The following is a 22,515-nucleotide window of genomic DNA, read 5'->3' as shown; positions in this document are numbered from 1 at the left end:
ATGACCTACATTGCCAAACCCCGACTGCACCACCCGAGCCTGGCGAAGAACCGCGTCGGTTTCACCCGCCGCGACTACGAAGGCAAGATCTCGACCCTCTGCGCCGGCTGCGGCCACGACTCGATCTCGGCGGCGATCATCCAGGCATGCTGGGAACTCGACATCGAACCGCATCGCGTCGCCAAGCTGTCGGGAATCGGCTGCTCGTCGAAGACCCCCGACTACTTCCTCGGCAACTCGCACGGCTTCAACACCGTACATGGCCGCATGCCCTCGGTGCTCACTGGCGCCTACCTCGCCAACCGCGAGCTGATCTACCTCGGCGTCTCGGGTGACGGTGACTCGGCGTCGATCGGCCTCGGCCAGTTCGCGCACGTCATGCGCCGCGGCGTCAACATGACCTACCTGGTCGAGAACAACGGCGTCTACGGCCTCACCAAGGGACAGTTCTCGGCCACTGCCGACAAGGGCTCGCGCTCGAAGAAGGGGCAGAGCAACAACGATGCGCCGATCGACCTCGTCACCCTCGCGCTGGTCATGGGCGCCACCTACGTTGCCCGCGGCTTCTCTGGCGACAAGACGCAGCTCGTGCCGCTGATCCGCTCGGCCCTCGCGCACCAGGGCGCGGCGGTGATCGACATCCTGTCGCCGTGCATCACCTTCAACAACCACTCCGGCAGCACCAAGAGCTACGACTACGTGCGCGAGCACAACGAAGCGGTCAACCGCATCGACTTCATCACGCCGCGTGAGGAGATCACCGCCGACTACGCCGCCGGCGAAGTCATCGACGTCCGCCAGCACGACGGTTCGACCGTCCGCCTGCGCAAGCTGCACGAGGACTACGACCCGACCGACCGCATCCGCGCCATGTCGTACATCCAGGAACACGCGGCGCGCGGCGAGGTCGTCACCGGCCTGCTCTACGTCGATCCCGAGGCCTGCGACCTGCACCAGCAGCTCGGCACCGTCGAACAGCCGCTGAACACCCTCGGCGCCGCCCAACTGTGCCCGGGAGCGAAGGCGCTCGAGAAGATCAACGCCTCGCTGCGCTAGCGCCCTAGCCGCGTCCCGCCAGCACGACGCCGGCGAGGACGAGGACGGCGCCGACGAGTTGGGCCGCCGACAGCGGCTCGTCGAGGACGAGCCAGCCGAAGAAGATGGTCAGCATCGGCCCCAGCGTGCCGATCAGCACCATCCGCTCCGGACCGATGCGGCGGACGGCAGCCGACTGCATGAAGGCCGGAACGACGGTCGACACGATCGCCATCGTGACGCCGTAGAGCAGCACCGGCAGCGGCTGCAGCAGCGCCGACAACGGCCGCGTGGCGAGAAAGTGCAGTTGCGTCGCCAGCGTCGACACGAGCATCGCCAGCGCAGTGAAGCGCGCGGCGCCGAGACGGGCGATCGCCGGACCGCTGCCGGCGACGTAGATCGCATAGCACAGCGACGAGGCGAGGACGAAGGCAGCACCGACGAGGACGGCATCGCTCTCGCCGGCGACGTGCAGGTCGTGCGCGAAGGCCAGCGCAATCCCGGCATAGGAGAGCAGCAGCGAGACGATCTCGCGCCGGCCAAGCCGCTTGCCCAGCCACAGCACGGCGATGATCAGGGTCAGCGTCGGGTAGGTGAACAGGATCAGCCGCTCGAGGCCGGCCGAGATGTACTGCAGGCCGAGGAAGTCGAGCATGCTCGCGCCGTAGTAGCCGAGCAGACCGAGCAGCAGCACCGCCAGCCAGTCGCTGCGTCGCAGCGGCGGCGCCGAACGGCTGGCGGCGAAGCCGACCCAGAGGAACGCCGGCAGCGAGAAGATCATGCGCAGCGAAAGCAGCGTCACCGCGTCGACGGGAGCGGTCGCGTAAGCCAGCTTGACGAAGATCGCCTTCAGCGAGAAGCCGAGCGCAGCCAGCAGCGCGAGGGTGACCCCGACGCGTTCGGCGGACCAGTTTTTCCAGGGCATGCAGGGCACTTGCAACGGGCAAAGGCGAATGATGCCGCCGGCACCCGCCAACGGCAACCCGCAGCACGGCCGTCGACGGCCAGCGCCACGTCGCCAGGTGGCCACGCCGCTGCGCCGAGGGACGCCACGGCAGCCGCCACGCGCCGCCGCTCGCGCGAACCGTACCCCTGGCCGACGGTGGGTGCTAGGATGCCGATGCGTCACCCGGACGGATCAGCATGAACGGCATCGATCGCACGCCGCGCCCACCCGCAGCCAGCAGTCGCCAGCAGCAGGCCGAGCCGGCTGCCGGGCTGCCGCGCGGCGTGCCTGGCTGGCGGCCTCCCGTCCTGACGCTCCTCGTGCTCCTCCTCCTGCTGGCCGCATGCGCCACCCGCCACCCTCCTCCCGCACCACCGCCAGCGTCGGTGCCGGTCGCCGAAAGCACCTGGTGGCTGGTCGACCGCGAGATTGCCGCCGCCGCGCGCGACGCGACCGTACCCGCCGGCGAGCATGCCGGCGCGGCGATGGCGAAGTGGCGCCAGCGCGTGCTGCATTACTGCGAGGCGGACTTCATCCCGTGGTTCACCAGCTACGGAACCCAGCAATGGCTGGCGATGAAGGTCGCGTGGTACCGGCTGGGAAAAGAGGAAGCGAGCGATGCGGCGGCCGCCAGACTCGCCGCCTACCTGCAGGAGCAGTACCGGGAGCGCGTCCTCGACCCGGTCGTGCGCGAGGTCGATCCGGCGGCGGTGCGGGAAACGGCGACGCGCATCTACCAGCGCGCCCTCGGCACGGCGTTGATCGGCATCAGGCAGCGCCATGCCGTTCCCGCCGACCAGTTCGACCGCCGCCTGCAGCGGATTCCGGCGATCTCACTGGCACCGCCGCCGGCGCATGACGCGTCACTCCTGCAGTTCATGCGGGCCGACCCGCTGGCCGCGCTGCCGGCCTACGGCGCCCTGCTCGACACGATTCGCGCCGCTGCTGCCGACAGTGGCGGCACGGACGATTCGCGGCTGTCACCGGCTGCCCGTCGTGCCAGCGAGCAGGCGCTGACGCGTCTCACCAGGAGCGGCGCCGCCAGCGCCGCGGCGGCGATCATCGGCGGCGTGCCGGGGGCGGTCATCTCGCTCGGCGCGTTCGGCGCCGGACTGGCCGCGCACGAGAGGCAGCGGCCGGAAATCGAGGCCCAGTTGCGCGCCAACCTCGACGCCGCGCTGGCGGAGATGTGGTTCAGCCTGGTCGAGAACCCCGCCAGCAGCGTCATGGCAGCCGTTCATCACCTGGCGACGCGGATCGACGACGACCTCACGCCAGCGCGACCACAGCCGGTCGAACTCGCGCCCCGGCCGCAGGAAATCCTCCTGCCGGCAGCGCCGGGCCTCGACATCGAAGACCTGCACGAAGACGAAAGCCCGGATGAGGACGAAGACATCGACGGGGAAGACGATCCGGAGCGCGAGCAGTGAGCCGATGACCACCGCCATAATTTCGGTGACAGTACACGTAATTGCCGATCATCGAGCACACTCCGTACTCCTTCCGTGCCGCCCGCGGCTCGGCGACCGCTCGGGTTGTCATTGCTGCGGTCTCGCCGCAGCCTTCCCGACGCCCCCGACAGGCAGCGCCGATCAGCGGGAGTCGAGCCTGCGTCGACCCCACCACCGAGACTCTCCGCCGTCCAGCGCACTTCCCGGACCAGGCCCGATCGCGATACTGAACACATGCGGGCGCGGACGTGCTAGCATCCGCCTTCCTCACGGCGCCACCCATCAGTCTTGGCGCTTGTCCGATCTGGCCCGGCATCTCCGCCTGGCCTTGCCCACCCTCAGCCGATCGTTTGCCCAGACTGGTTCGTGCATCGGTGATTCGTCACGCACGCAGGGCAAACGCGTGGAGCCTGCACGCTTGAAATTCACTGAACTCGGTCTCGTACCCGAGATCCTTCGCGCCATTGCCGAACAAGGATACGAAACACCCACCCCGATCCAGGCCCAGGCCATCCCCGTCGTCCTCGCCGGGAACGACCTGATGGCCTGCGCGCAGACCGGTACCGGCAAGACCGCCGGTTTCACCCTGCCGATCCTCAGTCGCCTCGCCCAGGCCGGCACCGCCGGGCGGGGCAGGATTCGCGTGCTCATCCTGACGCCGACACGCGAACTCGCCGCTCAGGTCGAGGAAAGCGTCGCCGCCTATGGCGCGCACCTGCCGTTCAGGTCGCTGGTGATCTTCGGCGGCGTCAGCATCAATCCGCAGGTGGCAGCGCTGCGCAAGGGCGTGGACATTCTCGTCGCGACACCCGGCCGGCTGCTCGATCACGCGCAGCAGCGCCACGTCGATCTTTCCGGGATCGAAGTGCTGGTGCTCGACGAGGCCGACCGCATGCTCGACATGGGATTCATCCACGACATCAGGCGCGTCCTCGCGCTGCTGCCGAAGAAGCGCCAGACGCTCCTCTTTTCGGCGACCTTCCCGGACGAGATCCGCGAACTCGCCAGCAACTACCTCAGTGCGCCCAGGTACGTCGAATCCGAACGCCGCAACACCGCCCCCGAGCTGGTGACGCAGTACGTCTACAAGGTCGATCGCGAACGCAAGCGCGACCTGCTCGTCGAACTGATCCGCGACAAGGGCTGGCATCAGGTCCTCGTGTTCACACGCACCAAGTGGGGTGCCAACGGGCTCGCCGAGAAGCTGCTCAAGGCCGGCATCGAAGCCGCCGCGATTCACGGCAACAAGAGCCAGAATGCCCGCACGCGCGCGCTCGCCAGTTTCAAGACCGGCAAGCTGCACGTACTCGTCGCGACCGACATCGCGGCGCGCGGCATCGACATCGACGAGCTGCCGCAGGTCGTCAATTACGAATTGCCCAACGTCGCCGAGGACTACGTCCACCGCATCGGCCGCACCGGCCGCGCTGGAATGGCAGGCCAGGCCGTATCGCTGGTCTGCATCGACGAGCATGGTCTGCTGCAGGACATCGAACGTCTGCTCAAGAGGCGGATCGACGTACTCGAACATCCCGGCTTCGCCCCCGACCCGTCGATCCGCGCCGAGCCGATCCAGGCGCGATCGTCGGGCGCCGCAGGCGGCCAGCGTCCGCCGGGCACCCGTCCCGGCGGCGCAGCCCGCGGCAGTCCGTCGCGTGCAGCGGGCGCACCGCCGGGCGGTGGCGCCAGAACAGGTCCCGCTGCGCACCGCAGCGGCAGCCGCCACCGCTGAGCGCACCCTGCTCAGCCCGGCTTGTCACCCGCTGCGTCAACCACTCTTCTCGAAACATGCCAGCCGGGCGGCCAGAGGCGCGCCGCCGGCGCCGGCCTCGACCTGGACGCAATTCAGCTCGTAGGGAAAGTTGCTCTCGTCCTGCAGATCCTTGAGCCTGAGATTCGGGTGCTGCTCGAGGTCGAGATAGCGCGTCCAGCAGCCTGGGTTGAAATAGCGGCCGTTGTCGAATGTTCGCTCGTCGGGCAGATGGGTATGGCCCATGACGATCACCTGCGCGCCGGGGCAGGCGTCGAGCCGGCGCTGCGCCAGGTCGCGCAGCGCTTCCTTGCCGAAGTGACGCGCACCGACGATGGTGCCGAGTGTCCTGTTGTCACCGCTGCCGAGCACCGCCGGCGGTGGCAGGTCGAACAGCGGCTGCCACTCGGCCGACGGCAGGACGCCGAACAGGCGCATCATCAGGTCGGCGAGTGATTCCTCACCGACGATCTCGCGGCGCAGACGCTCGCCGCCCCAGTCCTCGCCCAGAGCCGGACTGGTGGCCGCGGACAGGCGCGCGGCGAAATCGTCGTCGTCGCGAAGACGCGCCAGCAAACGCGCGCCCACATTGGAAGTGCCTTGCGCGCCGAGGGACTTGCCATGCCGGGCAGCGAACTTCAGCAGCATCCAGCCGGCACTGGCGAAGCCTCCCTGGTCCTCGCGCAGCAGGATCCCGGCGAGGTTCTGCACCGGGTGCAGGTTGTCGGCAAAGGGATATCGCGCTTCGAGACCATTGACGAAGCGGACCATGAACAAGGTTCCCGCGCACATCTCGAGCCGCGGCCCGTCCGGCGCCTGGAGAATCGGCGACGACCAGTGCCTGAAACGATTGGCCGGGTCCTCGACATGGCCGTGGCCGATGTGCAGGCGACCGTCGTGGCGCTCGACCCAGTCGGCCCCGGTTTCGAAGCGCAGCCCGGTACCGATGCGCTGCCGCAGGCGCTGCCGCACCTGCGGCCAGTACAGGTCGACATCGTGGTTGCCGGCGGCGATGGTCACGCGGTTGCCCTTTGCCTGAAAGTCGCGCAGCGCGTCAAAGCTGTTGGCGTGGCCGGCGAGAATCACTTCAAGCTTTTCCAGCGATTCCGGCTCGGAACACCAGTAGTCGGTCGATGGACTGCGGTAGGCATCCTGCTTGGCCTGCGCGAACTCGAAGAAATCGCCGTTGAAAAACAGCTCGATCTGGCCAGCCTGGCCGGCGGTCGAAGCCAGCCGCTGGCGAACGAAACGCTCTAGTTCCTGCTTCTGGTACACATGGTCATCGCCGGGGTCGGCCTCGCCACCGCCGAGGTGAAGATCGCTGACGATCAGGGTTTGCGGTCTGTCTGGCATGCGACGACTCCTTTTCCAAATCTATAGATCCACCTGACACTGGACAGCATAGAGCAGCGGCAGCGGATTGCCGCGCTGCACATGTTGCTGCCGGAAGGTCTGCAAAAGGCCGGCGAGACTGCGGCCCTGACTGTGGAAGCAGGCGTCGACGACGTCGGCGCCGAAGCGCGCGGCAAAACAGGTCGGCACGGGAAAGGCGGGGGCGATCAGTCCGAGCGCCCTCTTCCTGCGGAAGGCACGCAGAAAGCCGGAGAACGACAGCGGCGAAAACGAGCCGGCACTGCAGGCGTTGAGGAAGATGATCGGCGCACTGGGAAAGACGAGTTCGTCGTCGATCTGGTCGACCGACACCGCACAGTCGCGGTCAATCTCCAGCCGTTCCGGCCGCGGCGCGCCGGCCGACGGGGGCGGGCTGCCGTGACAGAAGACGTAGATCAGCGTCGCCGCGGTCTTCGCCTTGACCACCACGTCGCGAATGCGCTGGCCGTCGTCATTGACTTCGATGCTCCGGCACTCCGCCCGGAGCGTCGTCGCCAGCCAATCGTGAATCTGGCGCGGCTGGCCAGCGCCAAGGGTGATCGTCGGGTTGAGGTTGAGGCTGGCAGCCGCCTTCGCCAGTCGCCGCGTCTTCAGCAGCGCGACGTAATCGCCCTCGCCAAGCAACTGGGTTTCCAGAGCGAAGCGTACGCCCCAGAACCGCTCCGGCTGCAGCGGCCAGCGTCCCGCGTCGTCGGGATCGAAGCGCTGTGGGTAGAGCAGTTCCCAGGCCAGCGACACCTCGCGCGTGATGATCGTCAGGCGCGTCCCGGCCTCGCCGTGCTGCTCGATGTAGTCGAGGATTTCGCGCATCTTCGGATCCTCGCGCAGTGCCCGGTAGAGCGCACCGCCGGCCTGCGCGAACTGCCCGGTTACGCGGCGCAACTGGCGCGTGACTCCCGCTGCCGTGGTATCCGAGCCGTCGAAGGTGTCCCACACCGCTGAACTCGCATACAGATTGGCGTCGAGCGTGGTCGCCAGTTGCGCGCGCAGGACGTCGAAACGGGCCCGGTCGATCGACGACGCGAAGCCTTCGATCGAAGCGTTGATTTCGCCGTCGACGTAATCGTCAAGGTTGAGGTAGAGGAGGTTGTTTTCGAAGCAGGCCTTCAGCCGCAACCGGCGCGGCGGCTTCGCCGCTTCGCTGGCGGCCTGCAGCGCCTGGCAGGCATCGAGGTCGATGGCAAGCGGCGCAACGACAGCCGGCAACGCCCTGCCGGGTGGCAGGACGATGATCGGCAGGCGGAATTCGTAGAGCCGCGCGCCGGCATGGTGGAACTCGACATGCACGCCGTATTCGCCGGCAGACTCCGGCAGCGCCCGCAGCGCGAACGACACCGGCTGCAGTAAATCGCCGCTGCTGAACTGCGCGCTGCCGGTGTGCGGGCCGTCGATCGCCAGCCCGTCCTCTGGCGTGACGCTGACTCCCAGCGCCTGCTCGCCCTGGTGCAGCGCGTCCAGTTTGCCGCCTGCGACCGTCGCCCCAGCCGATTCGCCGGCGGCGAGCTGCTTGAAGGTGAGCAGCGCCATGCCACGTGCGAGCAGCGTCAGTCCTCTCGCGGCCGAGCCCTCGAGGACGAAACCGAGCTGCCGCGCGGCCGTTGCCGGCGGCACCGAAACGTCGTCCGGCAGCGTTGCGCTGACACCCTTACCGCCGGCGGGCGTCCCGACCGATGGTGGCGACTCCGCGGAGACCGGCGGCGTGGCCTTCTCCACGATCTCCTCGCCAATCGGGAGTCCGTTGTCGCCGACAACAGGATCAGTGCGGATGAAGCCGAATCCCCGCCCGGGTGCCCTGAACCTGACCTGGAAATCGACTGCTGCGCTCCTGCTGCCGGGAAGCTCGCTGTTCTTCACCGCCCTGACCCGCTTGGAGGCCGTGATCGTACCGGTGTCGATCCTGCCGGCATTGCCTCCACCGATGAACACCGCACCCCTGCCACCGGCGATGGCACCGTCGCCCTGGGCAGTGACGCCATCCCCGCGCAGCTTCGCCTTCCGGGAGACCCTTGTCGACGGCAGCGGCGACAACGGATCGGGTGCCGCCCGACCCTTCGCCAGTCCGTTGCCGCCGAGCACCAGCGCCACCGGGAAGTTGCCGGTGAGACGGTGGTCGGGGGTCTGTTCGACCCCCTGCTCGCGTGCGCTGGCCGGCACCCGCCGGTCGACATGGGAGATCAGGTCCGAGACCAGCACTTCCCTGGCGCCACCCTGTGGCTGCGCGTGCCCGGTCAGCGCCTCGATCAGGTGATAGGTGAAGAGACTCATCTGGCCATCCCGGCGAACGTAGGAAAACTGCTTCCGCCCGCAAGAGCTCAGCACGGCCCTTCCCTCCCCCATGGCCACGACGGAACCCAGCGATTTTCCCCCGGGCAGGAACAGCGCCGGCGGTACGGCTTCGCTGCTGATCGGCAGCGCGTTGCCCGTGCCCTTGACCCACGTCCCGGCCGCGTGGCAACAATCGAGTACGACAAGCAGGCGTCGCGGCGTCAGCCGCGCCACCGCTTCGGCAAACTCTGCGCCACGGATCGAGCTGGTCGCAACATGCCGGCCGTCGAGGTCGTAGGGGATCAGGTAATGCTCGTCGCCGTCAACGTGGCCGTGGCCGCTGAAGTAGATGATCGCGGTCGTATCGGCGCCCGGAATGGCGGCAAGTTTCTCACCGAGCCACCTGAGTCCCCTGATGATCGCCTGCCGCGTACTGACTTCACCGGTCAGCAAGCGCACGTGGTCGGGCGCGTAACCGCAGCGCTGCGGGTGCACCAGCACGTCGCGCAGCGCGCGGGCGTCGGCGGCAACGGCGGGCAGTGCCGCTGCGGCCTCCAGGTTCTGATCGACGGCGATCAGCAATGCATAGGCATGCTCGAAACGATGGCTCATCTGTCATCCCCTGCCTGGCGAAACGCCTGCGCCGAAGGCGGCAGCCATTGACACCCCTCGCAGTCAGCCGGCATGCTGCCATGCTACGCTCAATCCCGATGCACGCGAATGGTCCTGCGATGAAGCAACAAGAGAGACCCCCGGCTGACCCGTTCGAGGGGAACGACTTCTCCCGGATCGATATCGTCCCGCCATGGCGGTCGGAAGAATGGGACGCGACGTCCAGGCGGATCGCCAGAACCGGCCAGGTTGAAGAGTTGCTCGCCCGTCTCATTGCCCGGATGGCTGACGCAAGCGCGCCCGGTCCGCCAGGTCCTTCTGCCGTTGCGCCACGCGCCGCTCGAAGCTCGCCAGGTTTTTCGTGCACACCAGCGCATGCGTGTTGCCGCGACGGTCAGTCTCGTGGCTGACATCGCATTGGTCGCGCCGGATCGAATGCTCGACGTGGCTGCGCCACTTCTGCGCCGCCCTGAAGACCCAGACTGAACGAACCGGGTCAGCGAGAAACCCGGACAGCTCCCGACAGTGCGCACAGCTGCAACCGACACTGCTCGGGCGAGCGAAGTCGACTGGCGGGGCCAGCGGTTGATTGATCCGTCGCGCGAGATGATCCAGACAGTGCGCGCGTAGCCGCCGCGTCGGCGGCCAGTCGTTTGCCGGCCAGCCGTTCTCGGTCAGCAGGCAGGCGGCGGGGACGAGAATGGCATCGACGGAGAAGGATTCAGGCCAGTTCAGCAGATGCTCCACCGCCTGCTCGCCAAGCGAGTGGACGCCGAGGTGACACAGCGCCGTCAGCAGGTCGACGACGAGATCCGGCGTCACCGGCAAGGGAAGCCGCGCGCCTGCCGTCGGCATCGCCGCTGCCGGATCACCCGGCAGGGCCGCAACGAGGGCCCGCGCGGCGGGTTCGAGCAGCTCGGTCGACACGCCGGTGGCCGAGCGGACGAGGAATCGCGCCGCCATCCGCTGCAGCAGCCCGGCGCAGGCGCCGATCTGCAATGGTGCATTGCGGGCGATGATGCGCTGCGCGAGATCGGCAGCCCGTTCCGCCGGGAGCAGCGCCGCCGCTTCGGCCACCGCCTCGTTGTCGCCGGCGTCGTAGCAGCCGGCGGCGCTTACGTCGGCGAGCACGGCCTCGATGCTGCCGCTGTCCTCGAACCGGCGCAGCGCGGTGAGCATCGGTGCGGCCCTTGCCGCAGGCGTGGGCGACAGCCAGCCGGTTGTCGGCCAGTCTTCCCGCCGCGCGATGATCAGCCGGGCGAGCCGTTGCCCCTCGCGTCGCAGGGGCGACCCCTGGGCCTTGCCCTGCTCGACCCAGCGCTCGACCAGGGCCGCCAGATACGCTAGCGACACCCGCTGGCCGGCGCTGGCGATCACCTGCAGCTTGCCGGCCTGCGGCCAGAGCACCAGTGCGGTCCGCCGATAGCTGCGCTCGAAGCTCGCGCCGGCGTTCCCGGTGGCTTCGAAGAAGTGTTGTTCGTCGGGCTCCTCGTCGTCCAGTGCGCCCGGCGGACAGAGTTCCGCGTCGACGAACGGGATATTCCCGAGACCCGGACGGCTGCCGTCCGGCGCCTGCCAGCCGGAGAGTGTGCTCGAACGTTCGCAGATATCGAGCACTTCGAAATCATCGTCGTCCGGCTGCGAATGACGCCGGCCGCGCGACCACTGGCCGCAGTACTCGGCACTGCCGCTCTCGCTGATCGCCAGAAAGGCGAGGTGAAGTTCGCAATCCGCCCGCGCGGCGGCGCTGGCGAGAACCGAGGCGACGGCGGCATCGACCCCCTTGAGCGAGCGAAAGCCGATCTCTGCCGGCGTATAGGCATGCTCGAGTGGATGGATCAGCTTCGCCGGGGACGATGGCCCGGCCGCAGTCGGCTCGACTGCGGTCGGCTCGGCCGCCGACCGCTCGGCCGCCCAACGGCCGAGGAAACCGCCGACCCGCTCGATCTCGGCATCGTACGCCGGTGGGCCGGGCGGGTGGCCCGGGCCATGGCGGATCAGGTTGTAGACCAGGACCAGCCGGCAGCCCGCGGTGATCGGCCGCACCTCGTGCCGGCAGTCGGCGTAGAAAGCGGCGTAGGCGATTTCCGCCGGCTCCGGCGAGGAAAGGTCGAGGCAGACCTCGCGCTCGCCGTGGCGGATGCACAGTTCGCCGCCGCTGTAGAGCGAAGGCAGGACGACCACCAGGGTGGCGAACATCCCCGGCGCCTTCTCCGTGTCCCGATGGCTGAGGAAGAAGCTGCCGGCATCGTAGACCAGGAGTTTGTAGAACTCGGCCGAAACGGGCTCGCTGATGCCCAGACCGGCTGCGCAGCGCGCGACGATGTCGGCGAGATGCTGGCCCCAGTGCCTTCCGCCGAGTTGCACCCGGTCGGCGGCGATCTGCCATGTCCGGCGCACATCGGTGTCGACCAGGGTATCGCTGCCGCGGCCGTACGGCGCCTGTTCGGCGACGGCGACGAGCGCTGCGGCCTGGACCGGCAACAGCGGCAGGGCAATCGGGCCGACGCCGTCCACCTCCAGCCGCGGGGCGAAGATCTCGCAGCGGCCCGTGGCGAAGAAATCGCCGGGGCGGCGGACGTCCCTGAGGAGGTCGGCCAGGTCCTGGGCAAGGTTGCTCATGGCTTGCGGTCTCGCGGGTCTATCGAAGGATTCGGGCGGCAGCGCGATGAGTATGGACGCGCGCGACCCCGAAGTCGAGTGCCGCCGCTGCATGCGGCAGGCGCCGCCAAGGCGGTCACATGCGATCAGCCACCACTCAACGCCTGCACGATCATCAGCTCGCCGTCCGCCGCGAGCGGCGTCGACAGGTCGAAGACCATCGTGCGGCGCCAGAAGATCCGCATGTGGCGCCGGATCGCGCCCTGCTCGTCGACCATGCGGAAGCGGATGCCCGGATACCGCCGGTCGAGGTCGTCGAGAACCGCGCCCACCGTCGCCCCTTCCGCCTCGACCCATGGCCCGCCGGTGTAGGACTGCAGGGCGCTCGGGATCAGCACGCGCATCGCCGCCTCCTTGTATGCTCGTCCGGTCGGCGGCGTCACCGTGGGTAAGCGATCTCGACCGAATGGATCTCCGGCAGGTGGCGCGCCAGCACGTCCCAGTGCGCGCCCTCGTCGCGGCTGAACCACAACTCGCCGCTCGTCGTCCCGAAATACAGGCCGATGGCGTCGGCCTGGTCGGCGCACATCGCCTGCCGCTTCACCGTCCACCACGCCTGCTCGCGTGGCATGCCGGCATCCAGGCGCTGCCAGGACTCGCCGCCGTCGCGCGTCACATGGACCGCCGGCCGGCCACCCGGGCTGGTGCGCGGCCAGACGTCGGAAGTGTCCATCGGCAGCACCCAGGCGACCCGGTCGTCGCGTGGATGGACGACCATCGGGAAGCCGATGTCGCCGACATCCTGCGGCATCGTGGCGCCGACCCGCCGCCAGCGTGTGTCGGGACGGTCGAGCCGGTAGATGCCGCAGTGGTTCTGCTGGTAGAGCCGGTCGGGATTGCCGGGGCACAGGCGCACGCAATGCGGGTCGTGGAAACGGATGTCGCCCGGATCGAAACCCTCGACCACCGCCAGGCCATCGACCAGCGGCGCGAAGCTCTGCCCACCGTCGGTCGACTCGTGCACGCCGCCGCCGGACATCGCGAAGTAGAGGTGCCGCGGGTCGCGCGGATCGACGATGATCGAATGCAGCTTCGGCCCGTCGGGCGTGCCGTCCTGCTCAGTGCCGAACCACTCGCGGTAGCGCGGATCGTCGTTGATGGACGAGAACGGCGCCCAGGTGTCGCCGCCATCGGCGGAGCGGAACAGGCCCTGCGGCGAGGTGCCGGCGTACCAGACGCCGGGCTCGCTGGCGTGCGCCGGCGCCAGCCAGAAAGTGTGGTCGACGCTGCGCGCCGCGAGGCCGTTCGTCGCCGGAGCGAAGGCCGGCGGCTTCGCCGCTTCCTTCCAGGTCTGGCCGAGGTCGGTCGAGCGGAAGATCGTCGGCCCGAGGTGGCCGGTCTTCGCCGCCGCCAACAGCGTGCGGCCGTCGCGCGCATCGAGCAGCAGGTGGTTGATGATGTGGCCGAGGAAATGCGGGCCATCGCAATACCACGACTGGCGCGCCGCATCGCCGTGATAAAGCCAGGCCCCCTTGCGCGTCGCCACCAGCAACACCGGATTCGCCTTCGTCTCCGTCATCCCGCACTCCTTTCCAGCATCGCCAGGTCTGCCGCCACCGCTGCCGTGCGGCCGCCGCGGCGAGGTCCGCGGACGCTCGTCGCCCCGCTCACACGGCGTCCGGCCCGGCTTCGCACAGATCCCTGAGCACCGCCAGCGCTTTCGGCCAGGCCTCGCGGAGGTACTCCTCGAACTCCGGCGCAGTGTCGCATTCGACCGACACCTCGGTCGCGCCGTGGACGTCGCGGAAGCGGTAGTTCTCGTAAGCCTGACCCCAGGCCTTGACGGCGTCGCTGTCGGTATCTTCGACACCGTCCCGGATGATGCCCAGATGCTGGATCGAAATGAATTCGTGCAGCCGGTTCGCCGCGATCCGCGCCACCATGCCGCCGCCTTGCGGCGACAGGAAGCGGATGCGCGCGCCCTCCGCCCACGACCCCTCGTAGTAGGAGCCCGCGCAGAAGGGCCGTGTCCACACGCGGTAGGTGGGGTCGTCGAGCATGGCGCGCCACACATGCGGGCGCGTCGCATGGATGCGTACCGAGAACTCCAGTTTCCTACTCATCGCCTGGCCTCCCATGGACGGCCCCGCGGCATCGTCCGTTCCGCTGCTCGAATTCGTCAAGTCGCCGTCTTCCTCCAGCCGTGGCGGGCGGTCGCGAGTGCCCGCAAGCGGTCGATCACCTCGTTTGACCCAAGCGCCTGGAATCCGGGACGTCGGTCCACCTGGGGCCCCGGCGGGGCAGCCCTCGTCGAGCCGATCGGGACAACGCATCGACCGGCCCCGGAGCCTGTTCGCGAGACCGTATTCCACTGATCGTGAAGCCGGCGATCAGTTCCCCGGGGTTCGCATCCAGCGGCCCATCATCCCGCCCTGTCGCGGCACCGGCAAGCCGCTGCAGTGCGCAGGCGGCTACTTCTCGCGCCCGGCGGGGGAACCGCAGCCCGGCGGCATCGTCTCCTGCGACGTTCGACAGCGCTCGGGACGGCCCGCGGCCTCGATCCACCTCAATCAGCGACCTGCCACCAGAACTCCCGCTCGCGACTGCCGCGCTGGGGCCCATGCGGGCAAAGGCCGAGGCACTGGGACGCGGGGACTTTTCCTCGTTCTGGGCAGGGGAGACCGTTGCCGACATCGAGGACGAGTCGGCGCCAGGACTGACGCAACGACTGGCAGGAGGCTGGCCGGCCGCCACGTAGTGCGAGCAGAACGCTCCACCACAATGGTTTCCCCCGGCAGCGGCACGCCGGGCGTCAGCAGCCCGGCGAGCAATGACGCCACCACGACCGCCAGGTGCGTCGCGCCAAACCCCGGCGCGGGCCGCGTCAGCGATCGGCGATCGGCACGTAGGCGCGTACCGGCACCCCGGTGTAGCGCTGGCGCGGCCGCGCGATGTGCTGGTCGGTGCCCTCGATCATCTCCTTCCACTGCGCGATCCAGCCGATCGAGCGGCCGAGCGCGAAAAGTGACGGGAACATCGCGGTCGGGAAACCGATGGCCCGCAGCATGATCCCCGAGTAGAAGTCCACGTTCGGGAACAGCTTGCGCTCGATGAAGTACTCGTCCTCGAGGGCGATCCGTTCGAGTTCGAGGGCGAGTGCGAACATCGGCTCGTGCTCCTTGCCCAGTTCGGCGAGCACCTCATGGCAGGACTCGCGCAGCACTGCCGCCCGTGGATCGTAGTTCTTGTACACCCGGTGGCCGAAGCCGGTCAGCCGGAACGGATCGTTGCGATCCTTGGCGCGGTTGATGTAGAGCGGGATGCGGTCCTTGCTGCCGATCTCCTCGAGCATGTTCACCACCGCCTCGTTCGCACCGCCGTGGTCCGGCCCCCACAGCGCCGTGATGCCGGCGGCGACGCAGGCATAGGGATTGGCACGGCTCGAACCGGCGATGCGCACGGTCGCCGTCGAGGCGTTCTGCTCATGGTCGGCATGCAGGACGAGGAAACGGTTGATCGCCCGCGCCAGCACCGGGCTGACCACGTACTCCTCGGCGGGAACGCCGAACGACATGCGCAGGAAGTTCTCGGCGTAGCCGAGATCGTTGCGCGGATAGAGGAACGGGCGGCCGAGCGAATACTTGTAGGCCATGGCACAGATCGTCGGCATCTTGGCGATCAGGCGATGCGTCGCCACCATCCGCGCCTCCGGATCGGTGATCTCGATGCGGTCGTGGTAGAAGGCGCTCAACGCGCCGACCGTGCCGACCATCACCGCCATCGGGTGGGCGTCGCGGCGGAAGCCCTCGAAGAAGCGCTTGAACTGCTCATGCACCATGCTGTGGTGAACGATCAGATCGTTGAAACCGGCAAGTTCAGCGGCCGACGGCAGCTTGCCGTAGAGCAGGAGATGGCAGACCTCGAGGAAGTCGGCGTGCGCCGCCAGATCCTCGATCGGGTAACCGCGGTGCAGCAGGATACCTGCCTCGCCGTCGATGTAGGTGATCGCCGAATCACAACTGGCGGTCGACATGAAGCCAGGGTCGTAAGTCAGATAGCCCGTCTCGGCATAGAGGCGCCGGACGTCGATCAGCTTCGGACCATGGGTGCCACCCATGACGGGCAGTTCGTACCGTTTCCCGTCGGCCTGGAAGACGATGCTCACCTTCTCGCCTTCCACCGGCGGCGTCACTTTCAGATCGGGAAGTTCGCGTTGCATGTCCGGGCCTCCTTGCTGCGTGCAGATCGTGGTCACTCGCGGGTGCGGCGGCCGGCTGAAGGATCGATCCCGTGGTCCGGCGCGCTTCCCCGCACGCTTCGGTCGTCTCGCGAATCGCCCTGAGGATGGCCGATCCGGTGGCTCCGCGGCGAGTATAGGCAGCCGTGGCGCGCGACGTCAATGCCAGCGGCAACCCGCCAAGGCTGTCAGGAAGCCGCGACGGCCAGCGACGGCGGCCCTTCCGGACCGCGCCGAGATCTTCCCACAGAAATGATGTTGCACTACAATTTCTGCAGAAAGGAGACAGAGATGCCTGGAACCAGCCTCCACACGGCGAGCAGCGCCGAGCCCGCGGCGGTCCTGAGCAAGGCGGTGACGCGTGCCGCCGATCACCTGCACATCCAGCGCTCGCTGCTGGCCAGGGTACTGGGAATCAGCGCGGCGACGGTCAGCCGGCTGTACTCCGGCGCCTACCAGCTCGACCAGAGGCGCAAGGAATGGGAGCTGGCGATCCTGTTCGTCCGCGCCTTCCGCTCGCTCGACTCGATCGTCGGCGAGCAGGAAGCCGCGTGCAGGTGGCTGGGCAGCAACAACCGCGGACTCAACGGCCGCCCGCTCGACCTCATCACCCAAACCGAAGGACTGGTCCGTGTCGTCCATTACCTGGACGCCTCGCGCAGTCTCGTCTGAGGCGCGCGACTGGCGCGGCTGGGCCTGGCGCATCGTCGAGGCGCAGCATGTCGCGGCGACGATGAAGATCGTCGATGACGCCGCCGAGCAGGAAGTCCTCGAGTCGCTGCTCGAAGCCGGCAAACCGGCGGTACCCGCGACTGCCAGCGGTCTCGACTACCTGCTGGCGACCCCCTTTCGCTATCCGCCGCTGGCACAGGGTTCCCGCTTCCGGGCGGTCACCGATCCCGGCGTCTTCTACGGCGCAGCGACCGTGCGCACCGCCTGCGCCGAACTGGGCTACTGGCGCTGGCGCTTCCTGCAGGATGCCGAAGATCTCGAGCGCATCGGCCCGGTCGCCCACACCGCTTTTCGCACCGAGGTCGGCACCGCGACCGTCGACCTGCGCGAGGAGCCCTTCCGGACAGACGCCGCCGCCTGGACGCACCCCAGCGACTACGCCGCGACGCAGTCCTTCGCCCGGGTCGCGCGCGAAGCCGGTGTCGGTGCGCTCATCTACCGCTCGGTTCGGGCAGCCGAGCCGAGCTGGTGTCTCGCCGTCCTGACGCCGGCGGCGTTCGCCAGCCGCGCACCGCATCCGGCGCGGCAAAGCTGGTGGCTGCTGGTCAACCGCCAGGGGGTCATCTGGCGACGGGATCACGAGCTGATCACGCTGGCGATGCCCTGTCCGCCGCCGGGCTCGCCGCAGCGGCCGAACTGATGCAGACGCGGAACCGGATCATCATGAGTCTTCCGGAAGTCGCGTCGCTCTGGGGCAAGGCCAGGCGCGCCAGCACGGCGACCGATCCGGCACCGACGGAAACGTTCGAGACGGTCATCGACCTGAAACCCTAGTCCGAATGGCACCCCGGGCTGGACATCGAGCGGCTGATCGACGAACTGGACCAGGCGCGGCAGATCCCGGCCCGCTCACTACCTCACCGGGAACGGCCGGTTCAACCACCTGCAGCGGGCGATCGAGCGGATGAAGATCGTCATCCCGCTTACCCTGCTGTCGATATTCGCGCTGGTCCAGCAACGGTCGCTGCGCCGCGAGGCAGCGCCGATGGCGGCAGTGCCGGCAACGGTGCGGGCGACGGCCGGCTGAAGCGAAGAGCGACGGCCGTCGCCCGGCGCCGGTCCCGAAACGGAATCGCGACTGCCCGGCCGTTGCGACTGCCGCGATGCGGCCAGGAGATCAGTGCAGGTCGTCGAGCGGACTGCGCACGCCCAACCCGCCGCGATTGAGCACATGCGTGTAGATCATCGTCGTCGACACATCCGCATGCCCCAGCAGCTCCTGCACCGTGCGGATGTCGCGACCGCTTTCCAGCAGCGAGGTGGCGAACGAATGGCGCAGCGTGTGCGGCGTGGCCGGCTTGCCGATCCCCGCCTGGCGCAGCGCCGCGCGCATCGCGCGCTGGATGCTCTGCGCTTCGACGTGGTGCCGGCGAATCGCACCCGAGCGTGGGTCGAGCGACCGTCTGGCGGCGACGAAGACGTACTGCCAGGGCCATTCGCGCGCCGCATGCGGATACTTGCGTGCCAGCGCAAACGGCAGAAAGACTTCTCCGAAGCCCTCGGCAAGGTCCGCCTCGTGCAGCGCCTTTACACGCCCGAGGTGGGCCCGCAGCGGCTCGGCCAGCGTCTTCGGCAGCATCGTGACACGGTCCTTGGCGCCTTTGCCTTCACGCACCAGGATCTCGCCGCGAGCGAAGTCGATGTCCTTCACGCGCAGGCGGAGACATTCCATGATGCGCATACCGGTGCCGTAGAGCAACCGCAGGATCAGGCCGGTCGTTCCCTCGCTCAGCACCAGCAAGCGCTGCACCTCTTCCGCTGTGAGCACGACCGGCAAGCGCCGCGAGGCTTTCGCCGACTCGACCTCGTCGAGCCAGGGAAGCTCGCTGTCGAGCACCTCCTTGTACAGGAAGAGCAGCGCACTCTTCGCCTGGTTCTGGGTAGACGCCGCAACACGCCCCGTGACGGCCAGGTGCGTGAGAAAGGCCTCGACCTCGCGGGCGCCCATTTCACGCGGATGGCGCTTGTTGTGGAAGACGATGAAGCGCCGCACCCAGTCGCAGTAGGCCTGCTCGGTGCGCATGCTATAGTGCTTGAAGCGGATCCGGTCGGCGAGCTGATCGAGCAGCCGTCGCGGCGGCGCGGCGGGCGGGGCATTGACGCAATTGCCGGAATTCTTAGTGGACGGGTCCATGGCGTACCTCACTGTTCTGTCAGGAAATTTCGCTTTTGCTGTACATGCGTCCAGTATAGTGACGCAAAGCTTTGCGTCAAGTAGGATTGCTACATCACGTTCTACGGCAGGACAGGTGTCGCTGCTGGCGAAACTGAGGAAAGAGTTGTTCCATGATCAATGAAACCATTGAAAGGCCTCCTGCGGAGATTGTGGAAGGTTTCAAGAATCTGCTCGCACATGACTCGATAACTTGCGCCATCTCGGATTGCATGGGGCGATTCAATGCGATGACATCTGATATGAGACCGCTCTTTGATGGAATACGCCTCGTCGGAACGGCAGTCACTGTCAAGACCCTCGCCGCTGACCTCGCGGCCGCCTTCAAGGCAATTGACGTCTGCCAGCCCGGCGACATTGTGGTGATCGACTCTCACGGGTCGGTAAATACCGCATTCTGGGGGGAGAACATGACAATGTCCGCGCTCAATCGGGGGGTGGCTGCGGCCGTTATCGATGGTGCCTGCCGGGATGTCGAAGAAATCAGAAAGATCCGGTTTCCCGTAATCTGCAAGGGCATCGTTCCCAACGTGGGCGCAATCGCAGGCTATGGCGATGTCAACGTTCCGATTCAATGCGCCGGGGTGCCAGTTTCCCCAGGGGATATCGTGGTTGCCGATGGCAATGGCGTGGTTGTCGTGCCAATGGCTGAGGCTGCAGTGATTCTCCAGAAGGCGCAACGGCTCTTGGAAACCGAGCATTTCCTTCAGAAAAAAATCACGGCGGGCGCGACTATCGGTGAGTTGGTGAACATTGATGAAGTCTTTCGGACCGCGTTCTCGTACCAGGACAAAGCCCTGAAACGTGACTAAATTGTCGGGCCATCAGTGAAACTGCCGCAGAACATCTCGCTCCAGGGGACGCCTTTCCGGCAGCGCTTCGCATCGCCGAAAAGGCGCCCCTGAACTTTGCGTTGGGCCTCACAATGACCCAGACCATTACTAGCCTTGAAGGCTTCGTCCGAAAGATCCGTGCGGTCACGCCCGCCGATGATGAGGTACTCGTCTATGAAATCAAAGGGGCCAGGGTCGTATTACTCGATGTAGCGCCCATTCTTCCTCGTGAGGCATGCGGACCGAATCGCGAACTACGCATAGTTGAGCACTATGCATAGGGGTCGCTATGCACAGCTTTCCATAGCGACCCAAAGCGGTCGACTGCCATTCTTCGAATGCGGCCAGCTCGCCGTACGAAAGCAGACCGTCACATTGGCGCGGTGATTGGCGACTGATCTCGGCAATCGGCTCGGCGTCGAACATTCCGATTCGAATGCCGGGCCCGACCGATGCCTCCGAGCGAGGCACGCTGGAACTTCACCGCACGATGGCACCGATCTACTGCTTCAGCTTGTCAACGTCGGCCAGAGTCCAGGTCTTATCAAAAAGCGCCTTCTCCGGGCCGTAGAGGCGGAAGATGAGAAAGAAGTCTTCACCGGTGGGAATCCAGTTCGACTCCATGCCCGCAGGCGCCTTGGGTCCGAAGTACAGATCGATTGTGCCGTCGGCATTGGCCTTCAAGTCGGCCTTCTCGTAGGACGAAAGGCCCACCCGGTCCACCTTGGGGATGAAGCCTGCTGTTGCCCGGCTGTAGACGATCGCGGACCAGAATTCACGAGCCGGCACATCCTTGGGAACGCGCAGACGGTAGAGCGACGAACCATCGAACAATGTCCCGCTGCTGTCCCGCAGTCCCATCAGATAGAAGCTTCCCTTGCCAAGATGCTTGGGCAGCCAGGTCGCCCAGAAATAGACGCCGCCTGCGCGCGCGTCCAGCAGCAGTTTGTCATTGGTCACGAACGGAAAGCCCTGCTCTGCCTGTTCCTTGGAAAGGTTCAACGTATCCCAATTTCGGTTGGGCCAGAACGGAACGAGCGCTTTGCCAGGCGTCACGAAGTACTGCATCATCATGTCGTAGCCGAGCTTGACCGCGGGCTCGAGAGCTTTGGCAGCGTCAGCATCCGGCTTGAACGGTTGCCCCTTCTGAATGCCGATGCTGGACAGCATCCCCATCATGACGAGATCCTTCTCCTGCACGGGCTCTTCATTGACCACCGTGGCCAAGTCCTCGAAATAGCTCTTGTCGAATTTCACCAGCGTGTCCCAAGGCTTCGGATAAGCATCGATGTAGCGATTCGGCGTCGGCTTGCCAGCCTGTGACAATGGGTACGCCTTGAGCAACTGGGAATATTTCACTCCCTCGGCGACCGTGCCGCCGTTGATCGCGACGGGGCGCAAACCGACGTACAGGTGGTAAGTCTTGGGACGCTGGACCAGATATCCAGCGGGTACCGGCTTGTTGTAGCCGGGCGGCAGAAAAAGGTACTTGCCGCCCTTTCCCTTGTCTGCCCCTTCTGGTCCGACATCGGCAACGGGAACCTGCCAGGCGTCGATGACCGTCCCGAAAAAGACCGTATGCGGGCTCGCAGGGGGCACTTCGAGGACGACTGGTCCGTCCGCGGTGCTCAGCGAGGCGATGACGTACGGGACCTGATTGTTCGCGGTCAGGAATCCATGGCGCGAAACCATGGGCTTCGAGAAATAGATGATGTCATTGATGCCTGCTCCTAGATCGCGTTGTGCGCCTTTCCGCAGTGCCACCATGCTCACCGCGGGCATGCCCCAGATGACGGCCTGCGTGCCGCGCTGTAGCGCCTGCTGATCGCTGAGATTTTCTCCCGATGAGGGGGACTGCGACTTGTCTTGGGCCACGCTGGGGACGCTCCATAGAAGGGATACCGCGGCGAAGGTCAGTCCCACCAATTTCAATAGCTTCGTGTTCACGAGCAGTTCCTTGTCTAGATTTCCGAATATGAAACTGTGATCAAACAGCACTCAAGGTGCTGATGCCCTTCGGCATCAAGCCAAGACCGCCTACCCACCGCAGTCGATATTTCAGCCCGTTACCCTCGTGGGGCTGCGGTGGGGTCGACTGGCCGCCAGGGCTCCGGCGCCGCAAATCCCGCGAGCAGCGTGGCTGTACTAGGCACGGCGCCAGCCGCTGAAATCGCACCCGCGTGACGGCAACAATCTAGCAGGCGCCAATTGCAGCCATCTTGCATTTTCGGCCACAATACCGGCGCGCGTCAAGGTAGTTGTCGCCTCGGCAGCCCTGACGCATGACCCTGCCGAATCGGTCCCGTTTGCCGGGATCCCCGCTTTTTGCCGCTGAGGCGATCAGATCGCAGGGGGCTGGCGGCGAGAGTAATCAAAGGGGCCACCCGAGTTCGACATTTTTTGCGTGCCAAATGCATAAATGAGGTTGCGGGTACAATAAAAACAATGGGTTAGCGGGCAGCGAAAAGTTTCCTGTAGTGACACGTCT

The 22,515-nt window shown here is 66.8% G+C and carries 17 protein-coding genes and 1 pseudogene; 8 read left to right on the top strand and 10 right to left on the bottom strand.

Annotation, left to right across the window (positions count from 1 at the left end; translation table 11 throughout):
- On the top strand, positions 1-1,056 hold the full coding sequence (locus tag NFW30_RS05870; protein ID WP_295352308.1) for a 2-oxoacid:ferredoxin oxidoreductase subunit beta: 1,056 nt from the start codon (positions 1-3) through the stop codon (positions 1,054-1,056).
- Between the two features lie 4 nt (positions 1,057-1,060).
- Here NFW30_RS05870 and NFW30_RS05865 read toward each other — a convergent pair whose 3' ends face one another.
- Complete coding sequence (locus NFW30_RS05865) at positions 1,061-1,960, bottom strand: DMT family transporter (protein ID WP_295352311.1); 900 nt, start codon at positions 1,958-1,960, stop codon at positions 1,061-1,063.
- 218 nt (positions 1,961-2,178) lie between these two features.
- Between NFW30_RS05865 and NFW30_RS05860 the strand changes: the two genes are divergently transcribed.
- On the top strand, positions 2,179-3,411 hold the full coding sequence (locus tag NFW30_RS05860; protein WP_295352313.1) for a hypothetical protein: 1,233 nt from the start codon (positions 2,179-2,181) through the stop codon (positions 3,409-3,411).
- Between the two features lie 439 nt (positions 3,412-3,850).
- The gene (locus NFW30_RS05855; protein WP_295352316.1) at positions 3,851-5,164 is read left to right on the top strand and encodes a DEAD/DEAH box helicase; all 1,314 of its coding nucleotides are present in this window, start codon (positions 3,851-3,853) and stop codon (positions 5,162-5,164) included.
- Positions 5,165-5,200: 36 nt separating this feature from the next.
- Here the strand turns inward: NFW30_RS05855 and NFW30_RS05850 are convergent, their stop codons facing one another.
- The 7 genes from NFW30_RS05850 to gltA all read right to left on the bottom strand — a co-directional run bounded on the left by NFW30_RS05850 (position 5,201) and on the right by gltA (position 16,271).
- Complete coding sequence (locus NFW30_RS05850; protein ID WP_295352319.1) at positions 5,201-6,535, bottom strand: metallophosphoesterase; 1,335 nt, start codon at positions 6,533-6,535, stop codon at positions 5,201-5,203.
- Positions 6,536-6,556: 21 nt separating this feature from the next.
- A complete protein-coding gene (locus NFW30_RS05845; protein ID WP_295352322.1) occupies positions 6,557-9,451 on the bottom strand; it encodes a caspase family protein in 2,895 nt (964 codons plus the stop codon).
- Positions 9,452-9,721: 270 nt separating this feature from the next.
- Entirely contained in the window at positions 9,722-12,073 is a 2,352-nt protein-coding gene (locus NFW30_RS05840; RefSeq protein ID WP_295352325.1) for a 2OG-Fe(II) oxygenase, read from the bottom strand.
- Between the two features lie 125 nt (positions 12,074-12,198).
- Complete coding sequence (locus NFW30_RS05835; RefSeq protein ID WP_295352327.1) at positions 12,199-12,456, bottom strand: MoaD/ThiS family protein; 258 nt, start codon at positions 12,454-12,456, stop codon at positions 12,199-12,201.
- A 35-nt stretch (positions 12,457-12,491) separates the two neighbouring features.
- Entirely contained in the window at positions 12,492-13,631 is a 1,140-nt protein-coding gene (locus NFW30_RS05830; protein WP_295352330.1) for a glycosyl hydrolase, read from the bottom strand.
- Positions 13,632-13,719: 88 nt separating this feature from the next.
- On the bottom strand, positions 13,720-14,175 hold the full coding sequence (locus tag NFW30_RS05825) for an SRPBCC domain-containing protein (RefSeq protein WP_295352332.1): 456 nt from the start codon (positions 14,173-14,175) through the stop codon (positions 13,720-13,722).
- Between the two features lie 761 nt (positions 14,176-14,936).
- On the bottom strand, positions 14,937-16,271 hold the full coding sequence (gene gltA, locus NFW30_RS05815; RefSeq protein WP_295352335.1) for a citrate synthase: 1,335 nt from the start codon (positions 16,269-16,271) through the stop codon (positions 14,937-14,939).
- Positions 16,272-16,580: 309 nt separating this feature from the next.
- On the opposite strand from gltA, the gene NFW30_RS05810 reads away from it, so the two are divergent.
- The 4 genes and pseudogenes from NFW30_RS05810 (at position 16,581) to NFW30_RS05795 (ending at position 18,048) form a co-directional block, all read left to right on the top strand.
- Positions 16,581-16,961, top strand: a complete 381-nt coding sequence (locus NFW30_RS05810) for an antitoxin Xre-like helix-turn-helix domain-containing protein (protein ID WP_295352338.1) — start codon at positions 16,581-16,583, stop codon at positions 16,959-16,961.
- Positions 16,921-17,661 carry an RES family NAD+ phosphorylase gene (locus NFW30_RS05805; protein WP_295352341.1) on the top strand — a complete coding sequence of 247 codons (741 nt, stop codon included), beginning with the start codon at positions 16,921-16,923 and terminating at the stop codon, positions 17,659-17,661. Before NFW30_RS05810 ends, NFW30_RS05805 begins: the two co-directional genes overlap by 41 nt.
- Positions 17,649-17,864, top strand: a pseudogene (locus NFW30_RS05800) (hypothetical protein); the annotation flags it as partial. The gene NFW30_RS05805 and the pseudogene NFW30_RS05800, both read left to right, overlap by 13 nt.
- Before the next feature lie 61 nt (positions 17,865-17,925).
- Positions 17,926-18,048: a hypothetical protein gene (locus NFW30_RS05795; RefSeq protein ID WP_295352352.1), complete on the top strand. Its 123-nt coding sequence runs from the start codon at positions 17,926-17,928 to the stop codon at positions 18,046-18,048.
- Positions 18,049-18,138: 90 nt separating this feature from the next.
- Here NFW30_RS05795 and NFW30_RS05790 read toward each other — a convergent pair whose 3' ends face one another.
- Positions 18,139-19,155, bottom strand: coding sequence for an integron integrase (locus NFW30_RS05790; RefSeq protein ID WP_295352344.1), 1,017 nt, complete (start codon positions 19,153-19,155; stop codon positions 18,139-18,141).
- Between the two features lie 152 nt (positions 19,156-19,307).
- Here NFW30_RS05790 and NFW30_RS05785 point away from each other — a divergent pair, with 152 nt between their 5' ends.
- Positions 19,308-20,006 (top strand): RraA family protein, encoded by a 699-nt coding sequence (locus tag NFW30_RS05785; RefSeq protein WP_295352347.1) that lies wholly within the window; start codon positions 19,308-19,310, stop codon positions 20,004-20,006.
- Positions 20,007-20,528: 522 nt separating this feature from the next.
- Here NFW30_RS05785 and NFW30_RS05780 read toward each other — a convergent pair.
- Entirely contained in the window at positions 20,529-21,974 is a 1,446-nt protein-coding gene (locus tag NFW30_RS05780; protein ID WP_295352349.1) for a DUF1254 domain-containing protein, read from the bottom strand.
- Positions 21,975-22,515 lie beyond the last annotated feature (541 nt).

This window comes from Accumulibacter sp., from assembly GCF_023806635.1.
In the GTDB taxonomy this organism is placed as follows: Bacteria; Pseudomonadota; Gammaproteobacteria; order Burkholderiales; family Rhodocyclaceae; genus Accumulibacter.
Note: the sequence above shows the minus strand (reverse complement) of the source record. Positions and strands in the feature narration are given on the sequence as shown.

Bases quoted from the DNA above. Each gene is read 5' to 3' on its own strand.
- NFW30_RS05790 (WP_295352344.1), bottom strand. From the start codon at position 19,155: ATGGACCCGTCCACTAAGAATTCCGGCAATTGCGTCAATGCCCCGCCC.
- NFW30_RS05865 (WP_295352311.1), bottom strand. From the start codon at position 1,960: ATGCCCTGGAAAAACTGGTCCGCCGAACGCGTCGGGGTCACCCTCGCG.
- NFW30_RS05845 (WP_295352322.1), bottom strand. From the start codon at position 9,451: ATGAGCCATCGTTTCGAGCATGCCTATGCATTGCTGATCGCCGTCGAT.
- NFW30_RS05810 (WP_295352338.1), top strand. From the start codon at position 16,581: ATGCCTGGAACCAGCCTCCACACGGCGAGCAGCGCCGAGCCCGCGGCG.
- NFW30_RS05830 (WP_295352330.1), bottom strand. From the start codon at position 13,631: ATGACGGAGACGAAGGCGAATCCGGTGTTGCTGGTGGCGACGCGCAAG.
- NFW30_RS05825 (WP_295352332.1), bottom strand. From the start codon at position 14,175: ATGAGTAGGAAACTGGAGTTCTCGGTACGCATCCATGCGACGCGCCCG.
- NFW30_RS05840 (WP_295352325.1), bottom strand. From the start codon at position 12,073: ATGAGCAACCTTGCCCAGGACCTGGCCGACCTCCTCAGGGACGTCCGC.
- gltA (WP_295352335.1), bottom strand. From the start codon at position 16,271: ATGCAACGCGAACTTCCCGATCTGAAAGTGACGCCGCCGGTGGAAGGC.
- NFW30_RS05795 (WP_295352352.1), top strand. From the start codon at position 17,926: ATGAAGATCGTCATCCCGCTTACCCTGCTGTCGATATTCGCGCTGGTC.
- NFW30_RS05850 (WP_295352319.1), bottom strand. From the start codon at position 6,535: ATGCCAGACAGACCGCAAACCCTGATCGTCAGCGATCTTCACCTCGGC.
- NFW30_RS05785 (WP_295352347.1), top strand. From the start codon at position 19,308: ATGATCAATGAAACCATTGAAAGGCCTCCTGCGGAGATTGTGGAAGGT.
- NFW30_RS05870 (WP_295352308.1), top strand. From the start codon at position 1: ATGACCTACATTGCCAAACCCCGACTGCACCACCCGAGCCTGGCGAAG.
- NFW30_RS05835 (WP_295352327.1), bottom strand. From the start codon at position 12,456: ATGCGCGTGCTGATCCCGAGCGCCCTGCAGTCCTACACCGGCGGGCCA.
- NFW30_RS05860 (WP_295352313.1), top strand. From the start codon at position 2,179: ATGAACGGCATCGATCGCACGCCGCGCCCACCCGCAGCCAGCAGTCGC.